The organism is Moorena sp. SIO3I8, from assembly GCF_010692325.1.
Lineage (GTDB): Bacteria > Cyanobacteriota > Cyanobacteriia > Cyanobacteriales > Coleofasciculaceae > Moorena.
This window is the reverse complement of the sequence record NZ_JAAHHW010000019.1, coordinates 1-25,859: the sequence shown is the minus strand read 5'-3', so window position 1 is coordinate 25,859 and position 25,859 is coordinate 1. Positions and strand designations below refer to the sequence as shown.

The 25,859-nt window shown below is 44.2% G+C and carries 22 protein-coding genes and 1 pseudogene; 13 read left to right on the top strand and 10 right to left on the bottom strand.

Annotated elements, in window-relative coordinates; genetic code table 11:
- Positions 1-162: 162 nt before the first annotated feature.
- A pseudogene (locus F6K51_RS10280) lies at positions 163-363 on the top strand (hypothetical protein).
- Positions 364-612: 249 nt separating this feature from the next.
- On the opposite strand, the gene F6K51_RS10275 reads toward F6K51_RS10280, so the two are convergent.
- Positions 613-1,047, bottom strand: a complete 435-nt coding sequence (locus F6K51_RS10275) for a thioesterase family protein (RefSeq protein ID WP_365939937.1) — start codon at positions 1,045-1,047, stop codon at positions 613-615.
- Positions 1,048-1,226: 179 nt separating this feature from the next.
- Here F6K51_RS10275 and F6K51_RS10270 point away from each other — a divergent pair, with 179 nt between their 5' ends.
- Complete coding sequence (locus F6K51_RS10270) at positions 1,227-2,081, top strand: alpha/beta hydrolase (protein WP_293020065.1); 855 nt, start codon at positions 1,227-1,229, stop codon at positions 2,079-2,081.
- Between the two features lie 99 nt (positions 2,082-2,180).
- Here the strand turns inward: F6K51_RS10270 and F6K51_RS10265 are convergent, their stop codons facing one another.
- Together F6K51_RS10265 and F6K51_RS10260 are read right to left on the bottom strand one after the other, a co-directional pair.
- On the bottom strand, positions 2,181-3,320 hold the full coding sequence (locus F6K51_RS10265) for a Na/Pi symporter (RefSeq protein ID WP_293020064.1): 1,140 nt from the start codon (positions 3,318-3,320) through the stop codon (positions 2,181-2,183).
- A gap of 7 nt (positions 3,321-3,327) precedes the next feature.
- Positions 3,328-3,492 (bottom strand): hypothetical protein, encoded by a 165-nt coding sequence (locus tag F6K51_RS10260; RefSeq protein ID WP_293020063.1) that lies wholly within the window; start codon positions 3,490-3,492, stop codon positions 3,328-3,330.
- 38 nt (positions 3,493-3,530) lie between these two features.
- Between F6K51_RS10260 and F6K51_RS10255 the strand changes: the two genes are divergently transcribed.
- On the top strand, positions 3,531-3,737 hold the full coding sequence (locus tag F6K51_RS10255; RefSeq protein WP_293020062.1) for a hypothetical protein: 207 nt from the start codon (positions 3,531-3,533) through the stop codon (positions 3,735-3,737).
- Between the two features lie 15 nt (positions 3,738-3,752).
- Here the strand turns inward: F6K51_RS10255 and F6K51_RS10250 are convergent, their stop codons facing one another.
- Positions 3,753-5,264 carry an FAD-dependent oxidoreductase gene (locus F6K51_RS10250; RefSeq protein ID WP_293020061.1) on the bottom strand — a complete coding sequence of 504 codons (1,512 nt, stop codon included), beginning with the start codon at positions 5,262-5,264 and terminating at the stop codon, positions 3,753-3,755.
- A 738-nt stretch (positions 5,265-6,002) separates the two neighbouring features.
- On the opposite strand from F6K51_RS10250, the gene F6K51_RS10245 reads away from it, so the two are divergent.
- The 5 genes from F6K51_RS10245 to F6K51_RS10225 all read left to right on the top strand — a co-directional run bounded on the left by F6K51_RS10245 (position 6,003) and on the right by F6K51_RS10225 (position 12,106).
- Positions 6,003-6,641, top strand: coding sequence for a sigma-70 family RNA polymerase sigma factor (locus F6K51_RS10245; protein ID WP_293020060.1), 639 nt, complete (start codon positions 6,003-6,005; stop codon positions 6,639-6,641).
- Positions 6,642-6,723: 82 nt separating this feature from the next.
- On the top strand, positions 6,724-7,707 hold the full coding sequence (locus F6K51_RS10240) for a DUF1822 family protein (RefSeq protein WP_293020059.1): 984 nt from the start codon (positions 6,724-6,726) through the stop codon (positions 7,705-7,707).
- A gap of 257 nt (positions 7,708-7,964) precedes the next feature.
- Positions 7,965-10,337 (top strand): CHASE2 domain-containing protein, encoded by a 2,373-nt coding sequence (locus F6K51_RS10235; protein WP_293020058.1) that lies wholly within the window; start codon positions 7,965-7,967, stop codon positions 10,335-10,337.
- Between the two features lie 216 nt (positions 10,338-10,553).
- A complete protein-coding gene (locus tag F6K51_RS10230) occupies positions 10,554-11,525 on the top strand; it encodes a threo-3-hydroxy-L-aspartate ammonia-lyase (protein WP_293020057.1) in 972 nt (323 codons plus the stop codon).
- Positions 11,526-11,887: 362 nt separating this feature from the next.
- Entirely contained in the window at positions 11,888-12,106 is a 219-nt protein-coding gene (locus F6K51_RS10225) for a DUF2283 domain-containing protein (protein WP_293020056.1), read from the top strand.
- A gap of 262 nt (positions 12,107-12,368) precedes the next feature.
- On the opposite strand, the gene F6K51_RS10220 is transcribed toward F6K51_RS10225, so the two are convergent.
- From F6K51_RS10220 to F6K51_RS10210, 3 genes are all read right to left on the bottom strand, one after another.
- Complete coding sequence (locus tag F6K51_RS10220) at positions 12,369-13,520, bottom strand: hypothetical protein (protein ID WP_293020054.1); 1,152 nt, start codon at positions 13,518-13,520, stop codon at positions 12,369-12,371.
- A 174-nt stretch (positions 13,521-13,694) separates the two neighbouring features.
- Positions 13,695-16,256, bottom strand: coding sequence for an Ig-like domain-containing protein (locus tag F6K51_RS10215; protein ID WP_293020053.1), 2,562 nt, complete (start codon positions 16,254-16,256; stop codon positions 13,695-13,697).
- Positions 16,257-16,902: 646 nt separating this feature from the next.
- Complete coding sequence (locus F6K51_RS10210) at positions 16,903-17,097, bottom strand: hypothetical protein (RefSeq protein ID WP_293020051.1); 195 nt, start codon at positions 17,095-17,097, stop codon at positions 16,903-16,905.
- A gap of 282 nt (positions 17,098-17,379) precedes the next feature.
- Here F6K51_RS10210 and F6K51_RS10205 point away from each other — a divergent pair, with 282 nt between their 5' ends.
- Entirely contained in the window at positions 17,380-17,556 is a 177-nt protein-coding gene (locus tag F6K51_RS10205; protein WP_293020049.1) for a hypothetical protein, read from the top strand.
- Here the strand turns inward: F6K51_RS10205 and F6K51_RS10200 are convergent.
- Positions 17,538-17,723 carry a hypothetical protein gene (locus tag F6K51_RS10200; RefSeq protein WP_293020047.1) on the bottom strand — a complete coding sequence of 62 codons (186 nt, stop codon included), beginning with the start codon at positions 17,721-17,723 and terminating at the stop codon, positions 17,538-17,540. The genes F6K51_RS10205 and F6K51_RS10200 overlap by 19 nt on opposite strands.
- A 111-nt stretch (positions 17,724-17,834) precedes the next feature.
- Between F6K51_RS10200 and F6K51_RS10195 the strand changes: the two genes are divergently transcribed.
- From F6K51_RS10195 to F6K51_RS10185, 3 genes are all read left to right on the top strand, one after another.
- Complete coding sequence (locus tag F6K51_RS10195; RefSeq protein WP_293020045.1) at positions 17,835-18,011, top strand: hypothetical protein; 177 nt, start codon at positions 17,835-17,837, stop codon at positions 18,009-18,011.
- A gap of 81 nt (positions 18,012-18,092) precedes the next feature.
- Positions 18,093-22,208, top strand: coding sequence for a HEAT repeat domain-containing protein (locus tag F6K51_RS10190; RefSeq protein WP_293020044.1), 4,116 nt, complete (start codon positions 18,093-18,095; stop codon positions 22,206-22,208).
- Positions 22,190-22,423 (top strand): hypothetical protein, encoded by a 234-nt coding sequence (locus tag F6K51_RS10185; RefSeq protein WP_293020042.1) that lies wholly within the window; start codon positions 22,190-22,192, stop codon positions 22,421-22,423. The genes F6K51_RS10190 and F6K51_RS10185 overlap by 19 nt, the downstream gene beginning before the upstream one ends.
- Here F6K51_RS10185 and F6K51_RS10180 read toward each other — a convergent pair.
- Positions 22,385-24,331 (bottom strand): DUF4114 domain-containing protein, encoded by a 1,947-nt coding sequence (locus F6K51_RS10180; protein ID WP_293020041.1) that lies wholly within the window; start codon positions 24,329-24,331, stop codon positions 22,385-22,387. The two genes, F6K51_RS10185 and F6K51_RS10180, sit on opposite strands and share 39 nt — an antisense overlap.
- 963 nt (positions 24,332-25,294) lie before the next feature.
- Between F6K51_RS10180 and F6K51_RS10175 the strand changes: the two genes are divergently transcribed.
- Positions 25,295-25,618, top strand: a complete 324-nt coding sequence (locus F6K51_RS10175; RefSeq protein WP_293020040.1) for a type II toxin-antitoxin system Phd/YefM family antitoxin — start codon at positions 25,295-25,297, stop codon at positions 25,616-25,618.
- A gap of 48 nt (positions 25,619-25,666) precedes the next feature.
- On the opposite strand, the gene F6K51_RS10170 is transcribed toward F6K51_RS10175, so the two are convergent.
- A partial coding sequence (locus F6K51_RS10170; protein ID WP_293020039.1) for a hypothetical protein occupies positions 25,667-25,859 on the bottom strand: 193 nt, incomplete at its 5' end.

The following is a 25,859-nucleotide window of genomic DNA, read 5'->3' as shown; positions in this document are numbered from 1 at the left end:
GCCACATGCTTACCATTTTAAAGAGCCGCTACGCGATTCTCCTACAGATAATCGCTTTTTTTTATTACTCCTAAACCAAAAAAAAACCTTTTTAAAACCCTTGACAAATATTTTTATAATTATTACAATAATCATTGTAAATCAAAGTTAAACTTTTGAAAGATGCCAGAATAATTTACTCGCAACTTCAAGAAACAACCTACTCAGCACACTCTGAAAGGTCCTCGTCAATCAGTAATCCATAGTATGCAGATGCTTTATTCATTGGGCTATGCAGAAATCGCAGAGTGGACTCCTCTGGAGCCGACCGATATTCCGGGTGAAGTGATCACTACTATGACCAAGTATTGGTTGTTGCCATAACACCTTAAATTTCTGGGGGGATTTTCCCCCCTTGGCCTTGGGTTTGGTCTGATAGCATAGGATCACATCCGAAAGTTTCGGGTATTTTTCTGACATCAATCAAAAGTTGAACTAGCCGTGGATAGTATTTCTACGGCTATTTTTTTTGTCAGCGGTCAGCGGTCAGCCGTCAGCTATATCATAAGGGATGATAAAATTAGTAAAGAGTTTTTCATAGCTATCAGGTAAAGAGGATTTTTTACCTCTTACCTACTCCCGACTCCCGACTCCCGACTCCCTACTCCCTAGCCATTCCACGATTTCCTTAGGTAAGGGAGTTTTAGTTCTAGTCATTGCATCAATACAAACGTGCTTCGTAATTGCCTTGGCCAGTAACTGTTGCGATGAAGAAGCTGTAACAACCTGATAAGCAATCTCAAACTTACTTTCACTCAACTGCTCAGGCATCACGTGAATCAGCAGTGGATCCCCACAAAACATAGGACCCAAGAAGTCCACACTGGCATGAACAATCGGAATTGCCACAGCTGGCTGAGTGAAAAAGGACTTGAGATTAATGCCCGATACATCTAGAGAGGCTTCATAGGCTTCATGGCAGATAGATAAAACATTAGCAAAATAGACCACACCAGCCGCATCCGTATCTGAAAAGCGCACAGTGCGATTATAAGTAAAAGAGATCATACCATTTCACTTATCAGCTATCAGCTATCAGCTATCAGCTATCAGCTATCAGCTGAATGCTTACAAAGTTTCTGCCCATAGCGTAACCTCCTTGAGGTGCTATTGAATAAAATAAGCTGACGGCTGACGGCTGACGGCTGATGGCTGAATGCTTACACAAGTAACAATTAACAATTAACATGAATGGGATTAAAAAAAACTACCAAGCAGCAGTATATCTCAACACTGACCTCCAGGGGTCAGGATTCCCAATTCTGTGCCTTCACGGTCATCCCGGCTCAAGTCAGTGCCTTTCGGTTTTTACCCAACATCTATCCCAGAAGTTCTGGACTATCAGCCCTGATTTGCGAGGATATGGTAGAAGTCCAGCTGATCGGGATTTTCAGATGACCGACCACCTGATTGACTTGGAATCCCTTCTCGACTACTACCACATTGACCGCTGTTTGATACTAGGTTGGTCTTTAGGGGGAATTTTGGCAATGGAGCTTGCTCTGAAGCTACCTCAGAGAGTCACAGGTTTAATTTTAATCGCCACAGCCGCTCGACCTTGGGGTAATCATCCCCCCATTAGTTGGCAGGATAATCTCTATACCGGCATCGCTTCTGCATTAAATTGGTTACAACCAGGATGGCAGTGGAATATTGACACATTTGGTAAGCGATCGCTTTTTCGATACCTGATCCAACAACACACAACCAGCACCTACCAATATCTTGCCAACCACACCATATCAGCCTATTTACAGACCTCCCAAGCCGCTACAGAAGCACTAAACGCTGCCATTAGGGCTGGGTATAACCGTTTGCCAGACTTACAGCAGATTCAATGCCCCTCCCTGGTCTTAGCAGGAGCTGCTGATCGCCATATTACCGCAGCATCAAGTCGAGAAACCGCTCAACATCTTAAGGATAGCCAATGGCAATGCTATGACAATACTGCTCACTTGTTTCCTTGGGAAATTCCCGATCAGGTTTTAAAAGATATCGACAACTGGATTAGCAATAATCCCCAAGTTGTCTGTCAGAATTAAGAATTAAGAATTAAGAATTAAGAATTAAGAATTAATTCTCCATTCTTCATTCTTCATTCTACATTCAAAGCTGATAGCTGATAGCTGATAGCTGAATACTTACAGCCACGTCGATAGACTTAGAAGTAGTACCGGAATCAAGAAGAAAACGCTTCCAATATAGAGGAATGCTAAATACTTCCGCTCAGTGGCAACAGTAGCTAAGGTTTCTGCACCCAGGATTGGCATTTGTCTCAAAACAGGAATGCTGTAGATGATCACAACTCCGAGGGTGTTGTAAAGTAGATGCACTGTAGCTATTTCTAGAGCAGGGATTGGGTTTTCCGTTATTCCGGTCGCCGCAAGTAAGGCAGTGATACAGGTTCCGATATTTGCCCCTAGGGTGAAGGGATAAATTTCTTGTAAACTCAATAAACCTGTACCAGCTAGGGGAACGATCAGGCTGGTGGTTGTCGAGGAAGATTGCACGATTACCGTGACTAGTGTCCCAGAAGCAATCCCAGCAATGGGACCGTTACCGATAGCAGTGTGCAACATCTCATTCGCTCGTCCTACCATTAGGGTTTTGAGAAGTTTGCCAATGAAAAAAATCGATAGGAAAATAACACTGATACCTAGGACAATCAGGGCAATACCATTAAATGGTTCTGGTAAAATGTTACTGACATTTTTAATCCTATCAGTGACTGGAGCAGTGGCAAATTTAATCAGATTAACGTTGTTTAAATTAATCGAGTTTTCCCCCACAACCAGGCTTGTTAAAAACAGACTAATCTTTTCCAGGAAGTGAGTGGTAATTTCCAAAGGTAGGAAGATAACGACACTAATCAGATTGAAGAAGTCGTGGATGGTTGCAGCAGCAAAAGCCTGTTTAAATTCGTCCTTATTTTGAATATGTCCTAAACTAACCAGTGTATTAGTGATAGTGGTGCCAATGTTAGCCCCCATAACCATTGGAACAGCCGTTGCGACTGGCAAACCACCAGCTACTAGACCGACAATAATCGAGGTTACTGTACTTGACGATTGGATTAAAGCAGTTGCTAGGGTACCGACAATTAAGCCAGCAAAGGGATTAGTAGCAAACTCGAACAATTCCTTGACTTGCTCCCCAGTAGCTGACCTAAAGCCTGTACCAATTATCCCTACTGCCACAATCAGTAGGTAAACCAAAACCAGAATACCTACCCATTTGTAGAAGGTAACAACAAGCCTTTCTGAGTTCTGAACGCTTTCCATTACTCTACTATAGTGTTTGTATTTGGGTTGTGAACATAGGATTGATAGCAAAAGGGAACAGGGAATAGGGAACAGGGAACAGTACTAAAAAGGGAACAGGGAATAGGGAACAGGGAACAGTACTAAAAAGCTTGTTTTTTTTTGGTAATGAAAAATCAGTAAAATTGTTCATTACCTATTTATAAAAGGGTGCATCTCAATGCATGCTGTTTGACGCGGTGGGTGGAATGGGCATCTTGTTGTGGAACTGGCATCTTGCCAGTTTCCTGCCTCGGACGGACTGTCCCAATACTGGCTACCGATAAAATCAGAGGCTTTCCGTCTTATCACGCACCCTACGCAACTATTCCCGATTCCCGATTCCCGATTCCCGATTCCCGATTCCCGATTCCCTATTCCCTATTCCCTATTCCTTAAAATTACCAAATTAAATCAAGGTAACCAAAAATTAGTGAATAACGTCTGACCAAACTCCCGTACAGTTTTGTTAATCTTCCGTGTCACCTGAATATGGAATTCATCAGCATCAACAGGAATAATCTTGGCCAGATTACCCTGTCTAAACCGCCTAATCACCAAATTTGCTGCCTCTAAACCGGTAACATACGCCTTTTCCTGAGACCAAGAACCGTGGCGATTGATAATCCAATCCCCGCTCATAAATACATTTTCAATACTAGTGGTTCGCTGCATCATATACTGATAGCTACCGGGAGCAAAGTGAGTCACCCCTTGCGGTACTCGAATCACACTACTGTCAATCAGATTTGCCTCTCGAAAACCAGAAACACAGGTGCCTAAGTCACGCTGAACTTTCTGGATAATTTGCTGATCACTCAGGGGTAGCAACTGGTTAGCATGGTAAAAGTCTGCTTCAATCACGCTACCAGCTTCATCCCGGTACTCATCGTGCAAAGCATTAAGGTCAAAAAATGTCCAACCCGTGGTTGCATCAAAGCCAAAACAAGCATTAGAGGGATGGCGAATCTCAACTTTGCGGTCAAACCATAGCCTGGTTGATAGCACATCAATTCCCCCTAAATTCATCAGGTTGCGGAATTCCTTGCGGCTTTGGAGCATGGTGCTACTCTGAAGGATTTTCTTCATACCATTGACACTGACAGCAAAAATCACTGCGTCAGCCTCAAAGCATTCATTACCACAAATTACCCCTTTGGCCTTGCCTGTGTGGTCTATAATAATGTCATTGACCCGTTTATTGGTAAGTACCTTTCCCCCGGCTTTCTCAATCTGTTCCACCCAGGGTTTAAATATCATCTGTGCTACTGTTCCTCGGCACCAGACCACATCAAAGTCCGGTTGGTGAGCCAAAATGAAGTAATACAGCATTCCTAGGGCTGCTGCAGCTGAACATTGTTCTCCTGGAGCAAATAAACCCACTAACAGCATGGGCTCAAAGGAATCCTTGTACAGTCGTGCCGAAACCCCAAACTGTTTAAATAATTCACGGGCGCTTACCGAGTCATACCTAGTCCATGCCTGGTGGGAATTATCGAAGTCAACAACAGCATAGAGTAGGGGTAAGGCAGAGAGTCGATCAATCAGGGGTAAGCGTTTGAAGTCGGTGTAGAGGAAGGTTCCTAGGGGCGTCGGAAGTCGTGGTTCATTTTGAAAGATAGGGGATTCGACTTCTAATCCAGCAGGGGAATACTGAGAAGAACGGGTGAAAGGAGTGAAAGGATTGAGTCGGAGTTCCTTTACCAGGTTGAAAATGTTGTGATAGGGATACCAGAAACCATGAATTCCCCCTTCTACAGAACGTCCACCCGCTGTTTTCCATCCTGCCACTAAACCACCGGCATAGGAACTTGCTTCTAGGAGAGTGACATCGTAACCTTGTTTGGCTAAGTGGTGAGTTGCGCCTAAGCCTGCCCATCCAGCACCCACTACAACTACTCGTTTTATTTCTGAGAATTCTGACATTGACCTTTTCTTGAGTTTATTGATAACTCTTTTTTCAGGATCGCACAACTATGAAGTTATGTTAAGGTAATTCTGTGATCGGTCATGGGATCCTCCAAAAGAGCCCCTAGGCGAACGCATTGGCACAATCCTAAATACAGCAGTGGCTATTACCCATTACCCATTCCCCTCCAAAAAAAAAGCGGCTGCAACCATTGTCACAACCGCCACTGTACATCAACTGGGAGGAAATCCTAGAGACATATGTCAAAAACTGTCCAAGATGTTTGACAAGCTCTAGTAAAGCTACGTTACTTACTTACTACAAGGTGTCTTCCACAGATTCCCGAAAATTTGATCAGAAATTTTTGGGAATTGGGAAACATCACTGCTTAGCTTAGGTGTTAGGTATTAGGTGTTAGGTGTTAGGTGTTAGGTGTTAGGTATTAATACTTGACTTCAATTGTTTTTTTTTAACACTAAGTAATTATTTAGTGTATTTTAATGTTTCCTATTAACTATTAAGTGTTTTATATTCTAGGTTATAAAGTTAATCCGAGTTTCTAGTCCCTCGTTATTAACACATAATAACTAAACTGTCAACAGCTGAATACTGGGTTAGTCTTAACCAAAACTCCGAGTATCCTGGAGTAGTTCAGATTAGAGACCTAAGGCTGACCCTGCATAAGATATGCATACCTGTTTGAAAATAGTATTTTCGGAGAAAGGCAATATCAGCAAAGGCGGAGCGATCGCATTATGACTCAACTATATGAGCAGCTCAACCAGCTAGTGACCGCAGCATGTAGTCATCCACCTGGAAGCGCTCACCGTCAAAGAAACTTAACAAAAATTATTCGTTTAGTCACTAAGAAGCTTTGGCAAGAACATACTCCCTACTATCAAGACGCACTCCAACAAACCTGGATTTACTTTTGCCAGAATATTTGCGAAGGCAAAACCGGTAATCCCTACGACTCTAGCCGTGGCAGTGTGATCACTTGGCTCAATTTCTACTTGAAGAAACGACTCCAAGACTTTCGCATCAAGACTATAGACGGACAAGGTAAGACAGTATCTTCTAGCAAGGGTAAAAATGGTCAAAATGTTGACCCGCTCAATAGTGTGGCCGCTCCACCCGACGTGCCTACCTTACTCGAAGATGTCAGGGAATGGGTGGAAAGGGCGGCTGTTGATAGTGATCTACGCACTACCCATATCAAAGGTAATCCAGAGGTCACCTGCCAAGTCTTAATTTGGCGACGCTTGCCTCCAGAAACTAGCTGGAAAACCCTATCAGAAGAGTTTAATGTATCAATTTCTACATTAAGTAGCTTTTATCAGCGACAATGTTTGCCCCGTTTGCGTAAATTTGGAGAATCGGAAGGATATCTATAATAGGAGGTTCCTTAAAAAGACTTACCTTAACATTAACTTTCTTCAGTCAAGGTGTTCACATCAGTACAGAAACACAATTCCTATGACCTACAACACCCATAACCTAGAACAATTTGCCCTTCCTCTGCCCATTACTCAGAATGCACGCAGGAGTGCTGAGCAATTTGCTAGGCAACAGCCTACCCCTGAAAAAGCTGAGCAAGTTCGACTCAACACCTTGGCTGTCTTGCTTGTCAATGATTACATGCAAATGATGGGGATGACTACAGATTTAAAAGCCTCAGACAGCTGGAACCCTATTATACGCCTGTTAGCTAATGTGGCAGACTTGGAAGTATCCGGTATCGGTCGTATCGAATGCCGACCGATCAAAGTCCAAGATTCCGTCTGCCATATTCCCCCCGAAGTTTGGTGTGATCGGATTGGCTATGTAGTTGTTCAGATTGATGAACGATCGTCGGAGGGGACAGTGTTAGGATTTACTCCAACTGCTGATACCGAAGAGTTACCCATTAGCCAACTACAACCTGTTGATGATTTAATCGATCACTTCCATCAACCTATCTCACAGGTAGTCCAAAGAACAAAGGTAAACTTGAGTCAATGGTTAAACAATGTGGTTGAAACTGGTTGGCAAACTCTCGAAAGCTTGGAAAACTTTTTAAACCCACCCGAACCAATGTTCGCTTTCCGCTCTGTTGGTCTAGAGTCAACTGAAGCATTACCCCTAGAGGAAAATCTTGATGTGGGGATTAGGCGGGCTAAGTTGATTGACTTAGGGCTATTGCTAGCGGGTTCCCCCGTGGCTTTGGTGGTGGAACTTGTCCCAGAATCTGAACTCAAGCAAAATATTCGCCTCAAGGTATATCCCACTGGCAGTAAAACCTATTTGCCTCCCCACCTCACACTCACTGTGCTGGATGCATCCGGAACAGTGTTTCTCGAAGCCCAAGCCAGACAAATCGATAATTACATTCAATTGCAGTTCAGTGGTGTACCAGGAGAGCAATTTAGTGTCGAAGTTGCCCTTGACGATGCCAGGATTATTGAGGATTTTACCATCTGAACCCGTACCGTGGTCTACCGCCAATCTAAGAATTACCGAATTTAGCCATCGACACACCACTGAAAGCGTTATAATTCAAAGTCCTTCAGATTACGGGGATAGATCGGTTATCTGGTGTCTTTTTTGAGATCAGTTTTGAGATCAGTCAGTGGTCAATCCTAAGGCACCGATACACCCTCTATAAACCTCTATCAACCTCTATAAATAGGTAAAATGAGGGGACAAATCACATCTGCAACACAAGTGATCCATGACCAATGACCAATAACACGCGCAGTATTGGGAAATTAGTTGTCTTAAAGATAGGAAATGGTTGTTTTGACCAAGGGTTTCCAGTCACTTTACAGATTTTGGAAGAGGGCAAAAGCCCTTTGTTGGAAATCACTGGCAGGCTACCTCCTGCTCCTGAAATTCTGCAATCGTGCCAAAGTTGGACAACGAGTTATCACAGTTTGGGGTTACGTTCCCGTCTAGAAGCATCAGTGGTACAAGTGACCAATGTATCTAAACTGGAACGGTGCTACAATGCTGCCCAAGTATTAGGCGATCGCTTAAATGCTTGGCTATCCTCAGAGCCATTTCGACCGATTAAGGAGAAATTACTCGAACAACTATTACCCTCGGATGAAATTCGTCTCATTATTCAAACCGAGAACAGTTGTTTACGGCGACTGCCCTGGCATCTGTGGGATTTTTGGGAACGCTATTCCAAGGCTGAAATTGCTTTAAGTGCCTTAAAGTTTGAACCAGTCACTCTAAATCCCAAGCCCCACCAGAATGTGAGAATTTTAGCAATTATTGGCAATAGTTTTGGTATTGATACCGAAGCAGATCAGAAGTTGCTAGAGGAATTACCTGATGCTCAGATCAAGTTTCTCATAGAACCCAAGCGCCAGCAAGTCCATGAAGCCCTTTGGGAGCAATGCTGGGATATCCTCTTTTTTGCTGGTCATAGTTCCAGTCAAAACAATGATGAAACGGGTCACATTTATATTAATAAAACCGATAGTTTAACCATTAATCAGTTAAAGTTTGGCTTAAAAAGAGCAATTGGAAAAGGCTTAAAAATAGCGATTTTTAATTCTTGTGATGGCTTGGGTTTAGCCTCAAATCTGGCTAATTTACAGATTCCCCAAATTGTTGTGATGCGAGAACCGGTACCTGACCGGGTTTCACAGGAATTTTTGAAATATTTTTTAACCGCTTTTGCTCGGGGGCAGTCCTTCTATTTAGCAGTGCGGGAAGCTAGGGAACGATTACAAGGGATAGAAGATGAGTTTCCTTGTGCAACTTGGTTACCGATAATTTGTCAGAATCCCGCCGCCCCGCCACCGACTTGGAAAGGGTTGATAGATAACCCTGTCCCACCTCCACCTATACCTCCACCTCCACCTCCACCTGTACGTCCTAAGCTGAGCTTGCTCCAGGTATTAGTGAGCAGTTTAGTAATTACATGCTTCTTGATAGTTATACAGCAGCTCAGTTTACTCCAAGGTTTGGAATTGAAAGCCTTCGACCACCTGATTAATAGAAGACCAGCGGAGTTTCCTGATTCCCGTATTATAGTGGTAGAGGTTACTGAAGAAGATATTAAAGCTCAGCAGTCGGATTTAAGACCAGGTACCTCCTTATCAGACCGATCACTCAAACAACTATTAGAAATACTTAATTCCTCTCAAGCCAAAGTAATTGGCCTAGATATTCATCGTGATTTTCCTGTAGCCCCAGACTACCAAGATTTGGGAACGCTCCTAGAGCAAACCGAGAATTTAGTTACGGTCTGCAAAGCCAGTAACGAAGAGGATCAAGGAATTTCACCGCCCCCAGAAGTTCCGAAACAAAACTTGGCCTTTAGTGATGTTGTAGGTGACCCAGACGGGGTGATCCGTCGCCATCTGTTGGCCTTTAACCCTGATCCCACATCAGTTTGTAGTGCTTCCTATGCTCTGAGTACCCAGTTGGCCATGCGGTATCTAGTGGCAGAGGAAATATCTCCCACCTACACAGATCAAGGATATTTACAGCTAGGTGATGTAGTCTTTACACCCTTAACCCATCATACTGGCAGTTATCATAACCTGGATGCCTGGGGACACCAAATCATGCTGAATTACCGTTTTCACCAATCTCCAGAAGATTTTGTGCCCCAAGTCACTCTCTCTCAAGTTCTAAACGGTAAGATCAATGGTGATGCCTTCAAGGGAAGAATTGTTCTGATTGGCGTTACTGCTCCCAGCCGTGAGGATTATTTTTTTACACCCTATAGTAAAGGTAATGAAATAGAGGATCAAACACCAGGAGTGATTCTCCATGCCCACATGGTAAGTCAGATTATAAGTGCTGTTTTAGATCAGCGACCCCTGATACGGGATTGGCCTACATGGCGTGAAGTAGTGTGGATTTGGGGTTGGTGCCTAACGGCTGGTCTGGTGTGTTGGCGCTGTAAATCCTCCCTACGTTTGGGTGTGTTGCTGTTGGCTCTATCGATTCTCTACGGCTCCTGCTTAGGTCTTTTGAAACAAGGGTATTGGGTACCATTAGTCCCCTCAGCATTGGCTGTGGTGGTTATTGGTGGTTTTATTGTTCTCTATGATCAACCCTCACCACATCGTCTAAAAGTGGTGAAGTAATCTTAGAATTAAGAATTAAGAATTAAGAATTAAGAATTAAGAATTTAGAATTAAGAATTAAGAATTTAGAATTAAGAATTCAGTAAGCCTGTTTCTTATACTGATCAGGTATATTCAAGTTTCTTACCCTGACTCCCGACTCCCCGACTCCCGACTCCCGACTCCCGACTCCCGACTCCCGACTCCCGATTCCCGATTCCCGACTCCCCTACTGCTATGGAACTGCAAGCATTACCCGTAACCTACACTGACATAGAAGCTGCCGCCAAACGCCTATCGGGGAATGCCCATCAAACCCCAGTCCATACCTCCAGAACGGTCAACCAGCTCACCAATGCTCAAGTCTTCTTTAAATGCGAAAACTTCCAACGTATTGGTGCCTTTAAGTTTCGAGGGGCTTATAACGCTCTGTCACAACTATCTGAAGCACAAAAACAGCGAGGGGTTCTCACCTTTTCTTCTGGTAATCATGGCCAAGCGATCGCATTATCTGGCACTATCCTCGGTATCCCCACCACTGTAGTGATGCCCAAAGATGCCCCAGCGGTCAAGCAAGCCGCTACCCGTGGCTATGGTGCTGAAGTAATTTTATATGATCGCGCTGAATTGAGACGGGAAGCATTAGCTGAAGAGTTATCACGCGATCGCAAACTCACCATCATTCCTCCCTACGATCACCCCCACATTATTGCTGGACAAGGTACTACTGCCAAAGAACTCCTAGAACAAGTCGGTTCACTGGATCTGTTACTGGTGTGTTGTGGTGGTGGTGGCTTACTCTCAGGATGTGCGATCGCAACCAAAACCCTATGTCCTAATTGCCGTGTGATTGGTGTAGAACCAGCACAGGCCGATGATGCCACCCGTTCCTTCCATAGCAAAATCCTCCAAACTGTTGACAATCCCAACACTATTGCTGACGGAGCCAGAACTCCCAGCCTCGGCAAACTTACCTTTCCCCTAATCCTTCATTACGTTGATGACATGGTAACTGTATCGGAAGCTGCGATTATCCGTACCATGTTTTTCCTCTGGGAACGGCTAAAAATTGTAGTTGAGCCCACTGGTGCCTTAGCTGCTGCTGCCCTACTTGAAGGGATTATTAAAATGCCCAATGCTCGGATTGGTGTCATTATCAGTGGTGGCAATGTCGATTTGAAACAAATTGGTCAATTGACTGGAAAATAGATACTATATCATGTTCGGTTGAAAACTTATAAAAGTAGGTAATAGGGAACAGGGAACAGCGGATCTGGGAACAGGGGATGACGAGGGAAATTACCTCCGAAAAGTCAGCTATGTTTTTTTTTATAAATGATTATCTGAACATGGTATAATCCCTGTTCTGTCACTTTCCGCAATCAAATTAAGAACTGGGAGATTTATAGCGTTTTCCAGCCTAATGATGTACACATATTTTTTTATTTTTACGTGTTGCCTGTTACTTGCTTACTTGTTCCCTATTCCCTATTCCCTATTCCCTGTTCCCTAAAACCCAAATGTACCTCACATAATTGAAAACCGCTATACCATTAATTAATAAGGCCAAGATGACATACTTTGAACAAGAGGATATCCTTCACCTTACCCTGTCTGATGAACCAGAAGCAGGTAGTGTCGAAATTAGTCCTAACATTACCGCCGAACTCAATGAAGCAGGAGAATTAATTGGAATAGAGATTATCCAAGCAAGTTTCTTCATCCGAGACGCGATTCTAGAATCAGCCCAGGGGAAGCTCTTGAATCTTTCGGCTAAGCATTCAGCTTAGGGACTTGCGTGTAAAAAAAATACCAATTAAAGTAGGGTGGGCAAAGTTATCTTATCTAGAAGACTCATTTTAACCAAAATGTTTTTGCCCACCCTACAAGCTAAAATCTGGTCTTTTATTTTTTGGCTACTTGCGTGTAAAAAAAATACCAATTAAAGTAGGGTGGGCAAAGTTATCTTATCTAGAAGACTCATTTTAACCAAAATGTTTTTGCCCACCCTACAAGCTGAATGCTTACCAAACCACACCAAGTATAGGAAACTTACTTACTGGCTATCTCAGATTTTTGGTTTAAATCTTCCACTAACTTTACTAGATCACCATTAGTCTCTGCCCATGACTCCCGCTCATTCCTAACTTTACCGAGGTGGGATTCAACATTGTCTGGTGTAATTAGAACACCAAAATCCTCTGGAACAGTGTGAGCTTGATAACTGAATAGGCGATTCAGGATTAGATCACCTACTTCTTCGCGATAATGAGAGCTATCCCAATAGTTTTTCATCTCTTCGCTAATCGCTTCTGTGGTAATGCTGTTATAGCCAGAGAAATCCCACACTGGTGTAATCTCCACTAACCGACGTTTCCATTCTTCAAACACTGGCCACAGTCTGGTAACCCGAAGACTTTCCCATTGAGTAGCATGGGATGGTGATATAAATACTTTTAGCTCTATCCCTTTTTCCTTACAGGTATCGACAATGTCTTGAAGATCATTCAAAAAACTAGCGGAAAGTCGATATTCTTTATAATAGCCCTCACTTGTCATTAAGCCCTTGAGCATCTCCTGAAACCCTGCTGGTAAAGGTTTCTTGGGCTTATTGTTATAAATAAAACGCCTACCATTGGCATCATAGAGAAAGTAAGCCTTTGAATTGATACTAGAACTTAGAGTGGCTCTACTAGCATTAAGCGCGTTTAGGGATAGGGTCGAATTAATCAACTCTTGCAGGGGAATAGTTTCTTGATTAATAAGACTTTCCTTAAAATCTGGAGCATTAGTTTTCAAGTCATTGAACATGAAAAAGTCAATACCAATCACAACGGTTTTTAAATCCGGTTGATTAGTTAGAGCATGGTCAAAATAACGTTTAACTTCATACATATTTGGACCAACTAGTGCCAAATTGTATCCGGACTTTCCTGGTTCCAGTCCTGGGTGGTTTGGGTTAAGTCCCAGGTCAGTTCGTGATGAACCTAACAAAACGATTTTGGGTTCATTACGAATAACATCTATAGCCTTGAATAGTCTAACATGGTTAAATTGTTCAGGTTTTAACTGATTTAGACCGGGTAACTCTGGGCTATTTATAACTCCGTAAGGGTCAACAGCAGCGTTCAATAAGCCAAACCCAAATAAACTGGGAAAGGTAACTGCTGCCAAGGTTAGGTTAAATCGACGATAGGAGTTCATATAGATAGGATTGCAATTGCTATAGTGCTATTTGCTTTTTAATTTTAACAGTGAAAATATGGGATGAAACAAAAAAAACCTCAGCTGATCCTGAGGCTTGTAAGCTATATCTGCTTGAGTAATTGTAGGAGTAATTGTAGGGTGCGTTACTAACACACTCTACTTAGACAACACTTAGACAACAGTTAAGTTAACCTGTGCTACCACATCGTTGTAGTCTTGGTCACCACCACCAAACAGATCCTCGAAACCAAAGGTGTTATCCCCTAGCAGGCGAACGTGGTCAACTCCATCTGGGTTAGCCCCCACGAAAGCAAAGAAGGCATTCAGGTCGGAATCCTCTTGATCTGCATTAGAAGGATTATCAGCTAGGAACTCCGCTACTGTACCATCGGAAATCAGGAATGGAGCCAGTATTACCCCACCGGATACTCCAGCACTTAAGTCTACCCGATTGGATAGTGCAGCTTGTGCATAACCAGCATTACCAACACTAATACCGTTAACTGTGCCACTTTCATCATCAATCCGATACCAGCCAACGGTATTATTGAAAGAAGCTTCACTGTTGACCACAAGACTACCAGTAACTGTACCAGTCACGTCCCTCAAATCCAGCAGTTCCCGTTGCCCTTGAATCTGGGTAGTGCCTACTCCCACTGGCGGAGTCGAACCTGAACCGTCTGAGACAACTACAGTGGCATCATTGTAGTCGAAGTCATTGCCATCTTCAAAGCCCAAGGTTAACGAACCATTGCCATTGTCAGTGACCTGTACATGGTTCTGACCATCGCTATTAAATGAAGCACCACTAAAGAATACGTTGGAGGTAGGATCTTGTCCCCCTAGCACCCCATCTTTAGAGCCACCTTGGATTACGTAGAATACCAGGTTATCGTTGACGTCAAAATTGTCGATGATGCGGGTGGGTTGAGCACTACCTAAACCGTCAGGGAGAACAGAGAAAATTGTCTTAGCCTGAGATAGAGCAGCTTGTACATAACCACTCTGACCAGGGGCAATGCCATTGATTGTACCTTCGGCACTATCAACAGCAAATACTCCAATTTCACTAACCTCACCAGCCTCGCGACCTGTAAGAGTGAATTGGAGTTGGGATTTTCCAGCCGTGTCGCCGGTAATCGTGAAAGTATTATTGGCATTCTGAGTCAGAGTCGAGGATACCGGACCACTCTCTTCAATGGTGATGTCAATAGTGGCTGTGCTACTACCGCCATTGCCATCGCTTACCTCGACAGTTAAGCTATCAGTCCCAGTGAAGTCGGCATTGGGCGTATAGATAATAAAGTCATCTGTGCCATTATCCGGAGTGCCATTATCATTGACTGCTGCCGTACCGTTGGTTGGATCCGTGACAATGGTAAAGGTTAGCGGATCTCCATCAGGATCAGAGTAATTAGCTAGAACATCAATGGTAACTTCAGTGTTTGGCTCAGTGGTAGCAGTATTGTTACCGCCTGTCACTACTGGAGCTTGATTAGCAGCAGTGACATTAACGTTAACGGTAGCTGTGACTGGATCATTGATGCCATCATCTATCTGGTAGGTGAAGCTATCAGGGCCAGTGAAGTCCGCATTTGGCGTATAGGTAATGGTACCATCTTGATTGACTTCTGCCGTACCATTAGCACTCTGCTGGTCAAGGGTTACAGTCAGAGCATCCCCTTCAGGATCAGAGTCATTAGCTAGGACATCGATAGTAACTGCAGTGTTTGGTGCAGTGGTCGCAGTATCCTCTACCGGTACTGGAGCTTCATTAGCAATGACATCAACACTAACGGTAGCTGTAACTTCATTGACACCATCACTGAGCTGATAAGTGAAGGTATCAGTGCCAGTGAAGTCCGCATTTGGCGTATAGGTAATGGTGTTATCTGGATTGACTACTGCTGTGCCATTACCGCCCTGAGCGTCAATGACCACAGTCAAGGCATCATCTTCAGCATCAGTGTCATTAGCTAGGACATTGATATTAACTGCATTGTTTACGGCAATAGTAACAGTATCCTCGGTGGGTACTGGAGGTTGATTAACAGCAGTGACATCAACGTTAACGATAGCTGTAACTTCATTGACACCATCACTGACTTGGTAGGTGAAGGTATCAGGCCCAGTGAAGTCCGCATTTGGCGTATAGGTAATGGTGTTATCTGGATTGACTACTGCTGTGCCATTACCGCCCTGAGCGTCAATGACCACAGTCAAGGCATCATCTTCAGCATCAGTGTCATTAGCTAAGACATTAATGGTAACTTCGGGATTGCCATCATTACTAACAGTGTCATTTACTGCAACAGGAGCTTCATTAATCAGGTTGAAGTCAATATAGTCAAGTCGAACACGTTCATTACCGTCACTGTCCCCACTAATGGTGATTTGAGTCCCCTCGGAAATAAATATGCTATTGCTAACGGTCAGCTCCTTGAACGAATCAGCATCAGCAAAAATACCAGCACCAGAATTGGGATCATCGAGAGTGAATGGAAATGTCTGATCACCAATGGTGACACCGACTGTGCTATTCCCGTCTGTCTCATCAGCAACCCTCAGGACAACCTTGTAAGTGCCACTGGGCAGATCAAAGGTTGTAGTAGCAGTGCCAGTGCTATTACCGTTAGGGAAATCGATCACATTATTATTTGAAGCATCGTTATTATTACTAACTTGAAAAGTATTTAGAGTAAAGCGGGGGTCTTCAAATTCAAATCTCGCCATAATATTTCGTCTTAAAAAACTCCTCGGTTGCTAAGGCTGTGGGCACTTAACGTTGACAATGATGGTAAGCATATGCGCTACGCGCAGGCTACGCCAACAGCTATTAGCTAAAGGCCTTTGGCCACGCTACTTGAGGTGCCCTCAGCAGCGGTCAGCTGATAGCTGATAGCCTTTGATATCAAGAGAATAAGTCCATAGGTTTGTTTTTACGGGTGACCCTGGCGTTACATCCAGGTCATAGCAAAATTGCTGTTGAACTTATCATTAATAGCTGATAGCATATAGTGGATAGCACAACGCTGAATGCTTATCTAATGATCTACCAATAAATAAATACCTACTTACCTCCAGATATCCGGATTTATTTTCCAGATTGATGGCAAAATGTCAGATGCCATAAGACAGTTTTAAGGATGCTCTTCTCTTAATTAAAAATATTCTTGGATCCGAAAGGTTATTAAGTATTTATTGCCTTCGTCTTGTTTATATTTTTAATTAAACATCTTAATTACAATGAAGCGATCGCTAGAAAAAATTTATCCCGTAATATCCCCTAGAAAAAGGAAAGAGCTTTGCCATACCTGCTCTTCCCTTGCTCTCCAAAAAATACCTTACTCATTGATGTCATGAGTTTTGGTTAATGTCACTAGTATTCGGTTAAGTTTATCAAGTCTTTATAGTAGTAATTTTCTATTTCTGCTAAATAAGGGAATAGGGAGTAGGGAGTAGGCAATCGGGAATCGGGAATCGGGAATCGGGAATCGGGAATCGGGAACGGAGAAGATTTAGGGTTGTGGAACAGGCATCTTGCCTGTTTCAGCTGAAAATAGCGAAACCCCAACTGGGGATCCCCCCTAACCCCCCAAAACAGCGGGGGGAACACTCACCCTGTTTACCACACTTACCACACTCCCTGCTCCCTGCTCCCTGCTCCCTGCTCCCTACTCCCTACTCCCTCAAAAAAAGTTTGTTACAAAAAATTAAAAATATGCTATAATATAATATTTTTTGTGGTAAACTAAAAATGTGGACAAAATAAAGTCCATGGGAAGAGCCAGCCTAAGAGTTTTCGCAGGCTGGAAGGCTGGCTCTTGGTCCCCCTTACAGGAGATAACTTAATTTTATGTCCCATAGACGCCTATACCCATGGGTCATGGTTCGGTTGTTACCACCCATGCCACCAATGGTTTTCGCTCGGTTCGACAGCCCTGCTGATGCTAAGGGCTATGTGCAGGCTCTGAAAGCCTTGATGCCTGGTGCCAAGTTTCTAATTTTTCTTGATCACGGAGTAATTCCGTAGCACAGGCAGTTGTGTGGCACAGGCATCTTGCCTGTGACATAGGGAATAGTTGTGTGGCACAGGCATCTTGCCTGTGACATAGGGAATGGGGAATCGGGAATCGGGAATCGGGAGTAGTTGTGTAGAATAGGCTTCGATGCTGTGAGGAAAATATTGATCACAGGCAAGATGCCTGTTCTACCAAGAACCTAATTCCAGCCACGAGGTCAAACAGGTGGGGATCCCCCCTAACCCCCCTTAACAAGGGGGGGACACTTCCCACACCTCCCATAAACTCCATGCTTCCCACACTCCCGATTCCCGACTCCCGATTCCCGACTCCCAATTCCCGACTCCCAATTCCCGATTCCCGATTCCCGATTCCCGACTCCCGATTCCCGACTCCCGATTCCCTGTTCTATATAATAGTCACTAAAATTGGTATAATTAAAACTAACCTTCGGGGAGCATCGTAGTGTCAAAAGGTTGCTGGACTTAGGGTCTAGCGACAACATTTTCATATATTGACCTTACTAACTCCGTGGGAAACTACCACCATGCCCCATAGAGGCGATGCCAACCGCCCAAAGCTTTTTCCTATCGTTAAGACTGGTGTTACCCAGTGCCTATGTTATTTATTAGCACTGCTAGTAGCGGTACTGTTGATTGTCAACGGGAGTCACGCTGAAGAAAAGAAACCTGAGCCAAAATCGTGGCAGCTCAAGGGGATTGTGGCAGCACTCGATGATACCGACCCCTTGGTATGGGCTGAAGCTTTGGACAAATTGTCTGAGTATGAATTGAAGGAACTCAAGCCCCCCGTTAAGATTCCTAACGACACAATTGAGCAGATTGCAGAGTTATTGACCTATGAGTATGAGAGTAAGGATCAGACCGAGAATGAGATAAAGTTGGTTCAGTCGAGAGTCTATGCTAGTGCAGAAAAAGCTCTGGGGGAAATGGAGGCAGCCACTTATAAATACGCTCCCCAAATTGCGAAAGGTTTAACCGACTCAGATAGTAATGTCCGTGCTAATGCGGCATCGGCTCTGGGTCAGATGGGAGCAGCCGCCTCTAAGTATGCTCCCGAAATTGCCAAACTTTTAACCGACTCAAATAGTAATGTCCGTTATAGTGCGGCAGATGCTCTGGGGGAAATGGGTACAACAGCCTCTGAGTATGCTCCCCAAATTGCCAAACTTTTAACCGACTCAGATAGGTTGGTCATTGGTAGTGCGGCATATGTTCTGGGGCAGATGGGAGTAGCTAAAGACTACGCTCCCCAAATTGCGCAACGTTTAACTGACTCAAATAGTAATGTCCGTTATAGTGCGGTAGAAGCTCTGGGTCAGATGGGAGCAGCAGCATCTAAGTACGCTCCCGAAATTGCCAAACTTTTAACCGATTCAAATAGTAATGTCCGTTATAGTGCGGCATCGGCTCTGAGGAAAATGGGAGCAGCCGCCTCTGAGTACGCTCCCGAAATTGCCAAACTTTTAACCGACTCACATAGTCATGTCCGTTCAAGTGCGGCATATGTTCTGGGTCAGATGGGAGCAGCCGCCTCTGACTACACTCCCCAAATTGTTGAACGTTTAACTGACTCAGATAGTAATGTCCGTGCTAGTGCGGCATATGTTCTGGGTCAGATGGGAACAGCGACCCCTGAGTATGCTCCACAAATCATGCCACTTTTAACCGACTCAGATAGTCATGTCCGTGATAATGCGGCAGATGCTCTGGGTCAGATGGGAGCAGCGACCCCTGAGTATGCTGCCGAAATTGCCAAACTTTTAACCGACTCAGATAGTCATGTCCGTTCAAGTGCGGCATCGGCTCTGAGGAAAATGGGAGCAGCCGCCTCTGAGTACGCTCCACAAATTGCCAAACTTTTAACCGACTCAGATAGTCATGTCCGTTTAAGTGCGGCATATGCTCTGGGGCAGATGGGAGCAGCCGCCTCTGAGTATGTTCCCCAAATCATTCCACTTTTAAACGACTCAGATAACCATTTCCCTAATAGGGCGGTACGAGCTCTGGGTGAGATGGGAGCAGCCGCCTCTGAGTATGTTCCCCAAATCATTCCACTTTTAAACGACTCAAATAGCTCGGTCCGTCATAATGCGCTAGAAGCTCTGGGTCAGATGGGAACTACTGCCTCTGAGTATGCTCCCCAAATCGCTAAACTTTTAACCGACTCAAATAGGTCGGTCCGTCATAATGCGCTAGAAGCTCTGGGTCAGATGGGAACTAATGCCTCTGAGTACGCTCCCGAAATCGCCAAACTTTTAACCGACTCAGATAGTACTGTCCGTGATAGTGCAACAAAAGCTCTGGAGCGGATGGGACCATTTGAGGTAAAAAACTTACTTTATGTATTGAATGAAGTTTACCGGTACCAAAGAGAAGCACCAAGCTTACGTTTTCTGGCATATTTCCTCAGTGGCGGGGAAAAAGACTCACTGCTGTTAATCCACTGGCTAGGCTCACCTGATAAATATCCCTATGAAATTCGGGTCATCAATGACCAAGAAGGGGTGAAAGTTCTCAACCTATTTGCCAACATCTGGGAAGATAGTCAAGATTTGCCTAAACTGCGCAAAGACTTAGAAAGGCAGATTGCCATAGTTGTTAACAAGGTGAACTGGAAGCAAGCAGATATGGATCTGCTCAAGCAACACTACAATAATCTTAAGTCTATAGACTCCCAACTTGCTGCCGCCGTCAATGCTAAAATTCTGGCCCTAGAAGGACAGCATTGGTTTTTGATTGGGTTTAAGATTTGGTTAGTCCATGTCAGTGGCTGGTTGTTGCTGATCATCATTTATCCTCGTTCTCTGCAAGTCCAAGGCCTAATCTGGGACTGGAAATTCCGCACCATTGTGGGCTTAGGCTATATCAGCATCGCTCTGACCTGGATTCCCTGGTTGCGCTACCGATTACTGGCTCCCTTCCGTCAGGTGCTGGTGGCCGATGCTAGCTTAGATAGCTTTGATCCCCAGGCTTACTTTCCCGACTCTCACGTTAAGATTACACGAGCCACCCATACCCAACCGATTCAAACTGCCATTGGCCAACTCCAGTCTCCCGTCGTTCTGGTCGGGGAATCGGGACTGGGCAAGTCCATGTTTCTGCGGAATTTAGTCAAAACCTCGGGTCGGCTATCGGTGTACCTGCCAGCTAGCCAATGTGCCGGTGGTGTGGTGGAAGCGATTCAAGCTAAATTGCCCATCGCTGCTGAGGACCCATTATTCCTACAAAGCCTGATTAACTACAATACTCTAGATATCTGCATTGACGGACTCAATGAAGTCAGCCCTGACACCAGGGCTACCATTAATACCTTTGTGGAGCATCACGTCCAGGGGCATATTATCCTCACCACCCAACCCTTGGAATGGACACCGCCAGCGACGGCCAAAACCTACGTGCTGCAACCCCTGAAGCGCCAGCAAATTGCAGAGTTCCTCACCTCTCGTCAAGGGATTTTGCCGGAGGATGTCCCTGTATCCGGTGTGGCCTACGAGCAAGCCTGTGAAGACTATCTGGCCAGCCAACTCCAGCAAAACCAATCCAAACAGGAGTTAGCGGCAGTACGTCGGTTTCTGTCCAATCCCATGGATTTGACCTTGGTGGCGCAACTGTTGGCCCAGGGCAAAGACCCGGATTTGCTGAACTTGCAACAGCAGCAGTATGAGATCATGGCAGAGGACTATCAACAGATTCACCTTTGTCCCTTTCCCCTGGCTGAATTTGCTGAAACCGTTTATCAGATGCGCCTCCATGATCAAATTACCATCCCAGAAGAGGGCTGCTTGGATGAGTTGCATTGCATGGAACGGTATAAAATGGTACTGACTCGTCAGCATAAGGATGGGTTTGGTCGTACCTATCGAGAATGGAAATTTCGTCACGATAAAATCCAGGAATACTTTATCGTCCAGACCTTCCTGAAAACCGAGAATCGAGAACGTCAGCACGAGCATCTGACTGACCCCCGATTTCGCGGTGTCTACCTGCTGCTGGCCACCCTGTTGGAGGTTAACCAAGCTCTGGTATTACGGGAAGTCCTGATTCAATCGGCTGCGGAAACCAAAGACCATGTCGTCAGTGACCAGTTCATCCAGCGGTTTAATTCTCGTCAAGAGCTAACCCAAACCACCAACAATCATGGCGTGCTTGCTCTTTACCAGAAGCATTACCAAGACCTAATCGAAATTGCTAGACTACAAGCCAGCCGACTTATCACTGTTGAAAACAACGCTATGAGTGAATCAACCTCAGACTCTAATCACTCCAACTATCATTCCAAGTATCAGTTTCAATACGATCGATCTCAGTCTCAAAATAACTTTGTCGATGGGACTCAAAGTGAGGTTAATCAAGAAATTGGTAGTCAAACTAAACACAATTATGCCCCGGAGAAAAACCAAACCCTAAGCGAAGCCGCCGCCGAAATCCAACAATTATTAAAACAATTAGAGCAAAGTAACCCCAACGCCACTGATTTAGAAAAGACAGCGTTTGTGAATATTGCGATTCCAGCAACTACTAAACAACGGTTGCTTAGTGCCTTAGAAAGTGGTGGTAAAGAAGCCCTTAAAGAATTATTAGATAATCCCTATGTGAATGTGGGCATGGCGATTGTGGAAGGATGGCAGAATCCATCTTAGGGAACAGGGAACAGGGAACAGGGAACAGGGAACAGGGAACAGGGAACAGGAAGTTGTGTGGCACAGGCATCTTGCCTGTTCTACCAACAACCCAATTCCGATTCCCGACTCCCGATTCCCGATTCCCGTTCCCCTCCTGGGAGGGGTTAGGGGTGGGTCCCGACTCCCGATTAAATTCAGAAAATAACCTCTACTACCAAGTCGTCATAGTCTAAATCACCACCACCAAAGGTATCCTCGAAGCTAAACCGGTTGTCCCCTAGTAGGCGGACGTGATCAAATTGATCAGGGTTAGCAGGTAAGAAACTAAAGTAGGCATTGAGACCGGAACCCTGCTGATTAGTAGGATTCTGAGTCAAGAACTCTTCAACAGTGCCATTAGCAATTAGGAACGGAGCTAACAGTACCCCACCGGATACCCCACTGGCTAAATCTACCTGGTTGGAGACTGCAAGCTCTGCATAACCGGCATCACCGGGGTTGAGATTGCCAATTCTACCACTAGCATCATCAACCTGATAAAAGCCAAAGCTATTCTCAAACACTGCTTGACTACTAACCACAATCTCAGGTGTTACTGTTCCAGTCACATCGGTTAAATCCAGTAGCTCCACTTGCCCTTGAATCTGAGGATTCCCTATCCCCACAGTCGGAGTCAAAGCCGAAGCGTCTTGAACCGTTACCACTAAATCATCAAAGTCTTGATCATCAGCATCTTCAAAGTTTAAAGTCAAGACACCGTCACTATTAGTCTCGCTTTGGATATGGTCTAAACCATCGCTATTGAAGGAAGCATCACCGAAGAATACAGAAGCATTTTGTCCTGCTAGCACTGCCTCTTTCGTGCTATTTTGTACTAGGTAAAATCCTAATTGATCTCCTACATCAAAATTGTTAATCAGACGAGTAGTTTGACCACTATCTTCAGGATTCAACAGCACAGAGAAAATAGTCTGAGCATTAGATAGAGCCGCTTCCACATACCCTTCTTGACCAGGAGCAATACCATTAACTGTACCTTGGTCATCATCGGTGACAAAAACTCCAATTTCATTGACATTAGTAGCGTTTCGACTAATAAAGGAGAATAGGAGTTGAGCGTTGCCAGTGGTGTCACTAGTGATAGTAAAAGTATTGTTAGGGTTCTGAGTCAGAGTCGAAGGAACAAAGGTAGGGATCGAGTTAACAGTAATATCAACAGTCGCTGTATTTTGGTTGCCGTTGCCATCAGATACCTGATCGATCGCTGTATCAAGGCCGCCGTTGCCATCAGATACCTGATCGATCAAGCTATCATTCCCACTGAAATCTGGATCAGGAGTATCAGTAATAACGTCATCATTAGTATTATCCAAGGTACCGTTATTGTTAACCACAGCAGTACCATCTGGTGCATCATTTACAGGAGTAACAGTAATGTTAACGGTAGCGGTGTCAGCAGGGTTAACGCCATCGTTTAACTGATAAGTAAAACTATCCGGTCCATTGTAGTCGGGATTCGGAGTGTAAGTAATAAAATCATCGGTTAGATCATCAGGAGTACCATTGTCATCTACTACTGCACTACCATTACTGGGATCACTAATAACAGTTAGAGTGCTGTCTCCCTCAGTATCAGTGTCATTATCTAAGACGTTAATCTTAACGGTTGTATCTTCAGTGGTTGTGGCGGTATCATCTACTGCTACCGGGAGTTCGTTGGTCAGGTTGAACTCCATATAGTCAAATCGGATGAATTCATCACCATCAGTAGTACCTTTAACCTCGATCAGGTCTCCATTACGGATAAACGTGCTGGAGCTAATCTGCAAAGGGACGAAAGTGGAGGCTTCGGGGATACCGCTAGCAGTAGAGGAAGGATTATTAAGAGTGATTGTGGGAAAGACGGTACTGCCAATCCTGACATCGACGGTGCTTTCTCCATCTATTTCGTCAAAGATGCCAATGATTACTTCATAGCTACCAGTGGGCTGATTAAAGCTTGTGCTAGCAGTACCAGGGGGGAAAGCAGTATTAGTAACAGGATCAAATAGACTGATTAGTGCGCCCCCGGAGGCATCAGGATTAGCAGTAGTTACAAAGTTAGTTATATTAGAAAAATTTTCGGCTTCAATTCTCGTCATAGTCTTGTAGTCTCCAACCTTTATCTGTGTTTAAAGCTATGGTAATTTTAGTTGGTAATTTTGGGCAGCAAGTAATACGCTAGCAAGTTGATATCCACTCAATCCCCATGATCCCGATACCCTTTACAGAGTCATGGGCAAGAATAGACTACTATGCTAAACCTTCACAAAAGCACCGATTATTACAGCTAATGAAAAATCTGATCAATCTGCCGCTGTATTAGTTACAGGGTTTTGATTTTTCGTTTTTCAAAACCTATCTAAATGACGTAGATGCTCCACCAAAATTCTTTTGCTGACATAGTCTCAGAACTATACTATAGTCTTCCCCCAAGAGCTTGAGTTTTTGCGGTCAAACAATCCTTTATTCATTGATGACATAAATTGGGTACTATGTCACCATGGAATGTAGTAATTTTATCAAAACTTTATCCTATTGTTACGGATATGAAAATTGGTCAATATTTTCTCTGACTAGAGAATAATTAATGCGATCGCGCTGCAGGTAGAGAATAGGAAACAGGGAATAGGGAACTTCTGATCAGGGAAAGAGAGGGAGGTGTGGGAGGTGTGGGAAGTGTGGGAGGTGTGGGAAGTGTGGGGATAGGGAGGTGTGGGGAGATGGGGAGATGGGGAGATGGGGAGATGGGGAGATGGGGAGATGGGGAGATGGGGAGATGGGGAGATGGGGAGATGGTGAGATGGGGATTCAGAANTCTCGTAGCGATCGTCCCTCTTGTAGGGTGCCTTCCTTGAAGCAATCTGCTGCTTCACCCCACGATTATGAAGAACGCACCACCCAAAACCCTTGATTTTCATGCTTGTTACCCTAAGATTTTCTCTTATATTGTAAGTTACCATAACAAAATCGGACTCATAATGCGATCGCCCGTAGGTTTGGATGACCAAAAAAAAGTTAATTTCTGTTACATTTCTGGTGTATGTAACTCTGACTAGCTAAAAATGAAAGCAATTACGAGTAATCAAGCCAAACACCAATTAGATAAACTAATCGAGCGGGTCATTCTTGATGTAGAACCAACTATATTATGTAATGATCAAGGAAAACAAGCTGTTTTAATGTCTTTAGATGAATTTAACTCTTGGCAAGAAACACTATATTTATTATCCAATCCTACCAATGCCGAACATCTCTTAGAATCAATTGAACAAGCTAAATCTGTAAAAAAGTCAATTAAACAATTAATTTATGAATTAAAATCACTTTTCCCGAAGCATATTGGTCTGACTATATTTGGCTACAAGAGAATGATAAAAGGCTGTTAAAAAGAGTTAATTTACTGGTTTACGAGGACCTCAATTCATCAGGTTGACTCAAAGGGGGGATAATGTTGAGGCACGAAACCCAACAATCACGGGCTTTTGCGTAACCTTTCTGACGCTGCACTGGACGGACTGGCGTACGCTTAGTTCGTAACCGTTAGATACCTGCCGCCAGTGAGCTTGAACCTTAGGGTCCCTCACCTCGATTAACTCATAAATTTCTGGAGGATGGGGCTGGCGCACC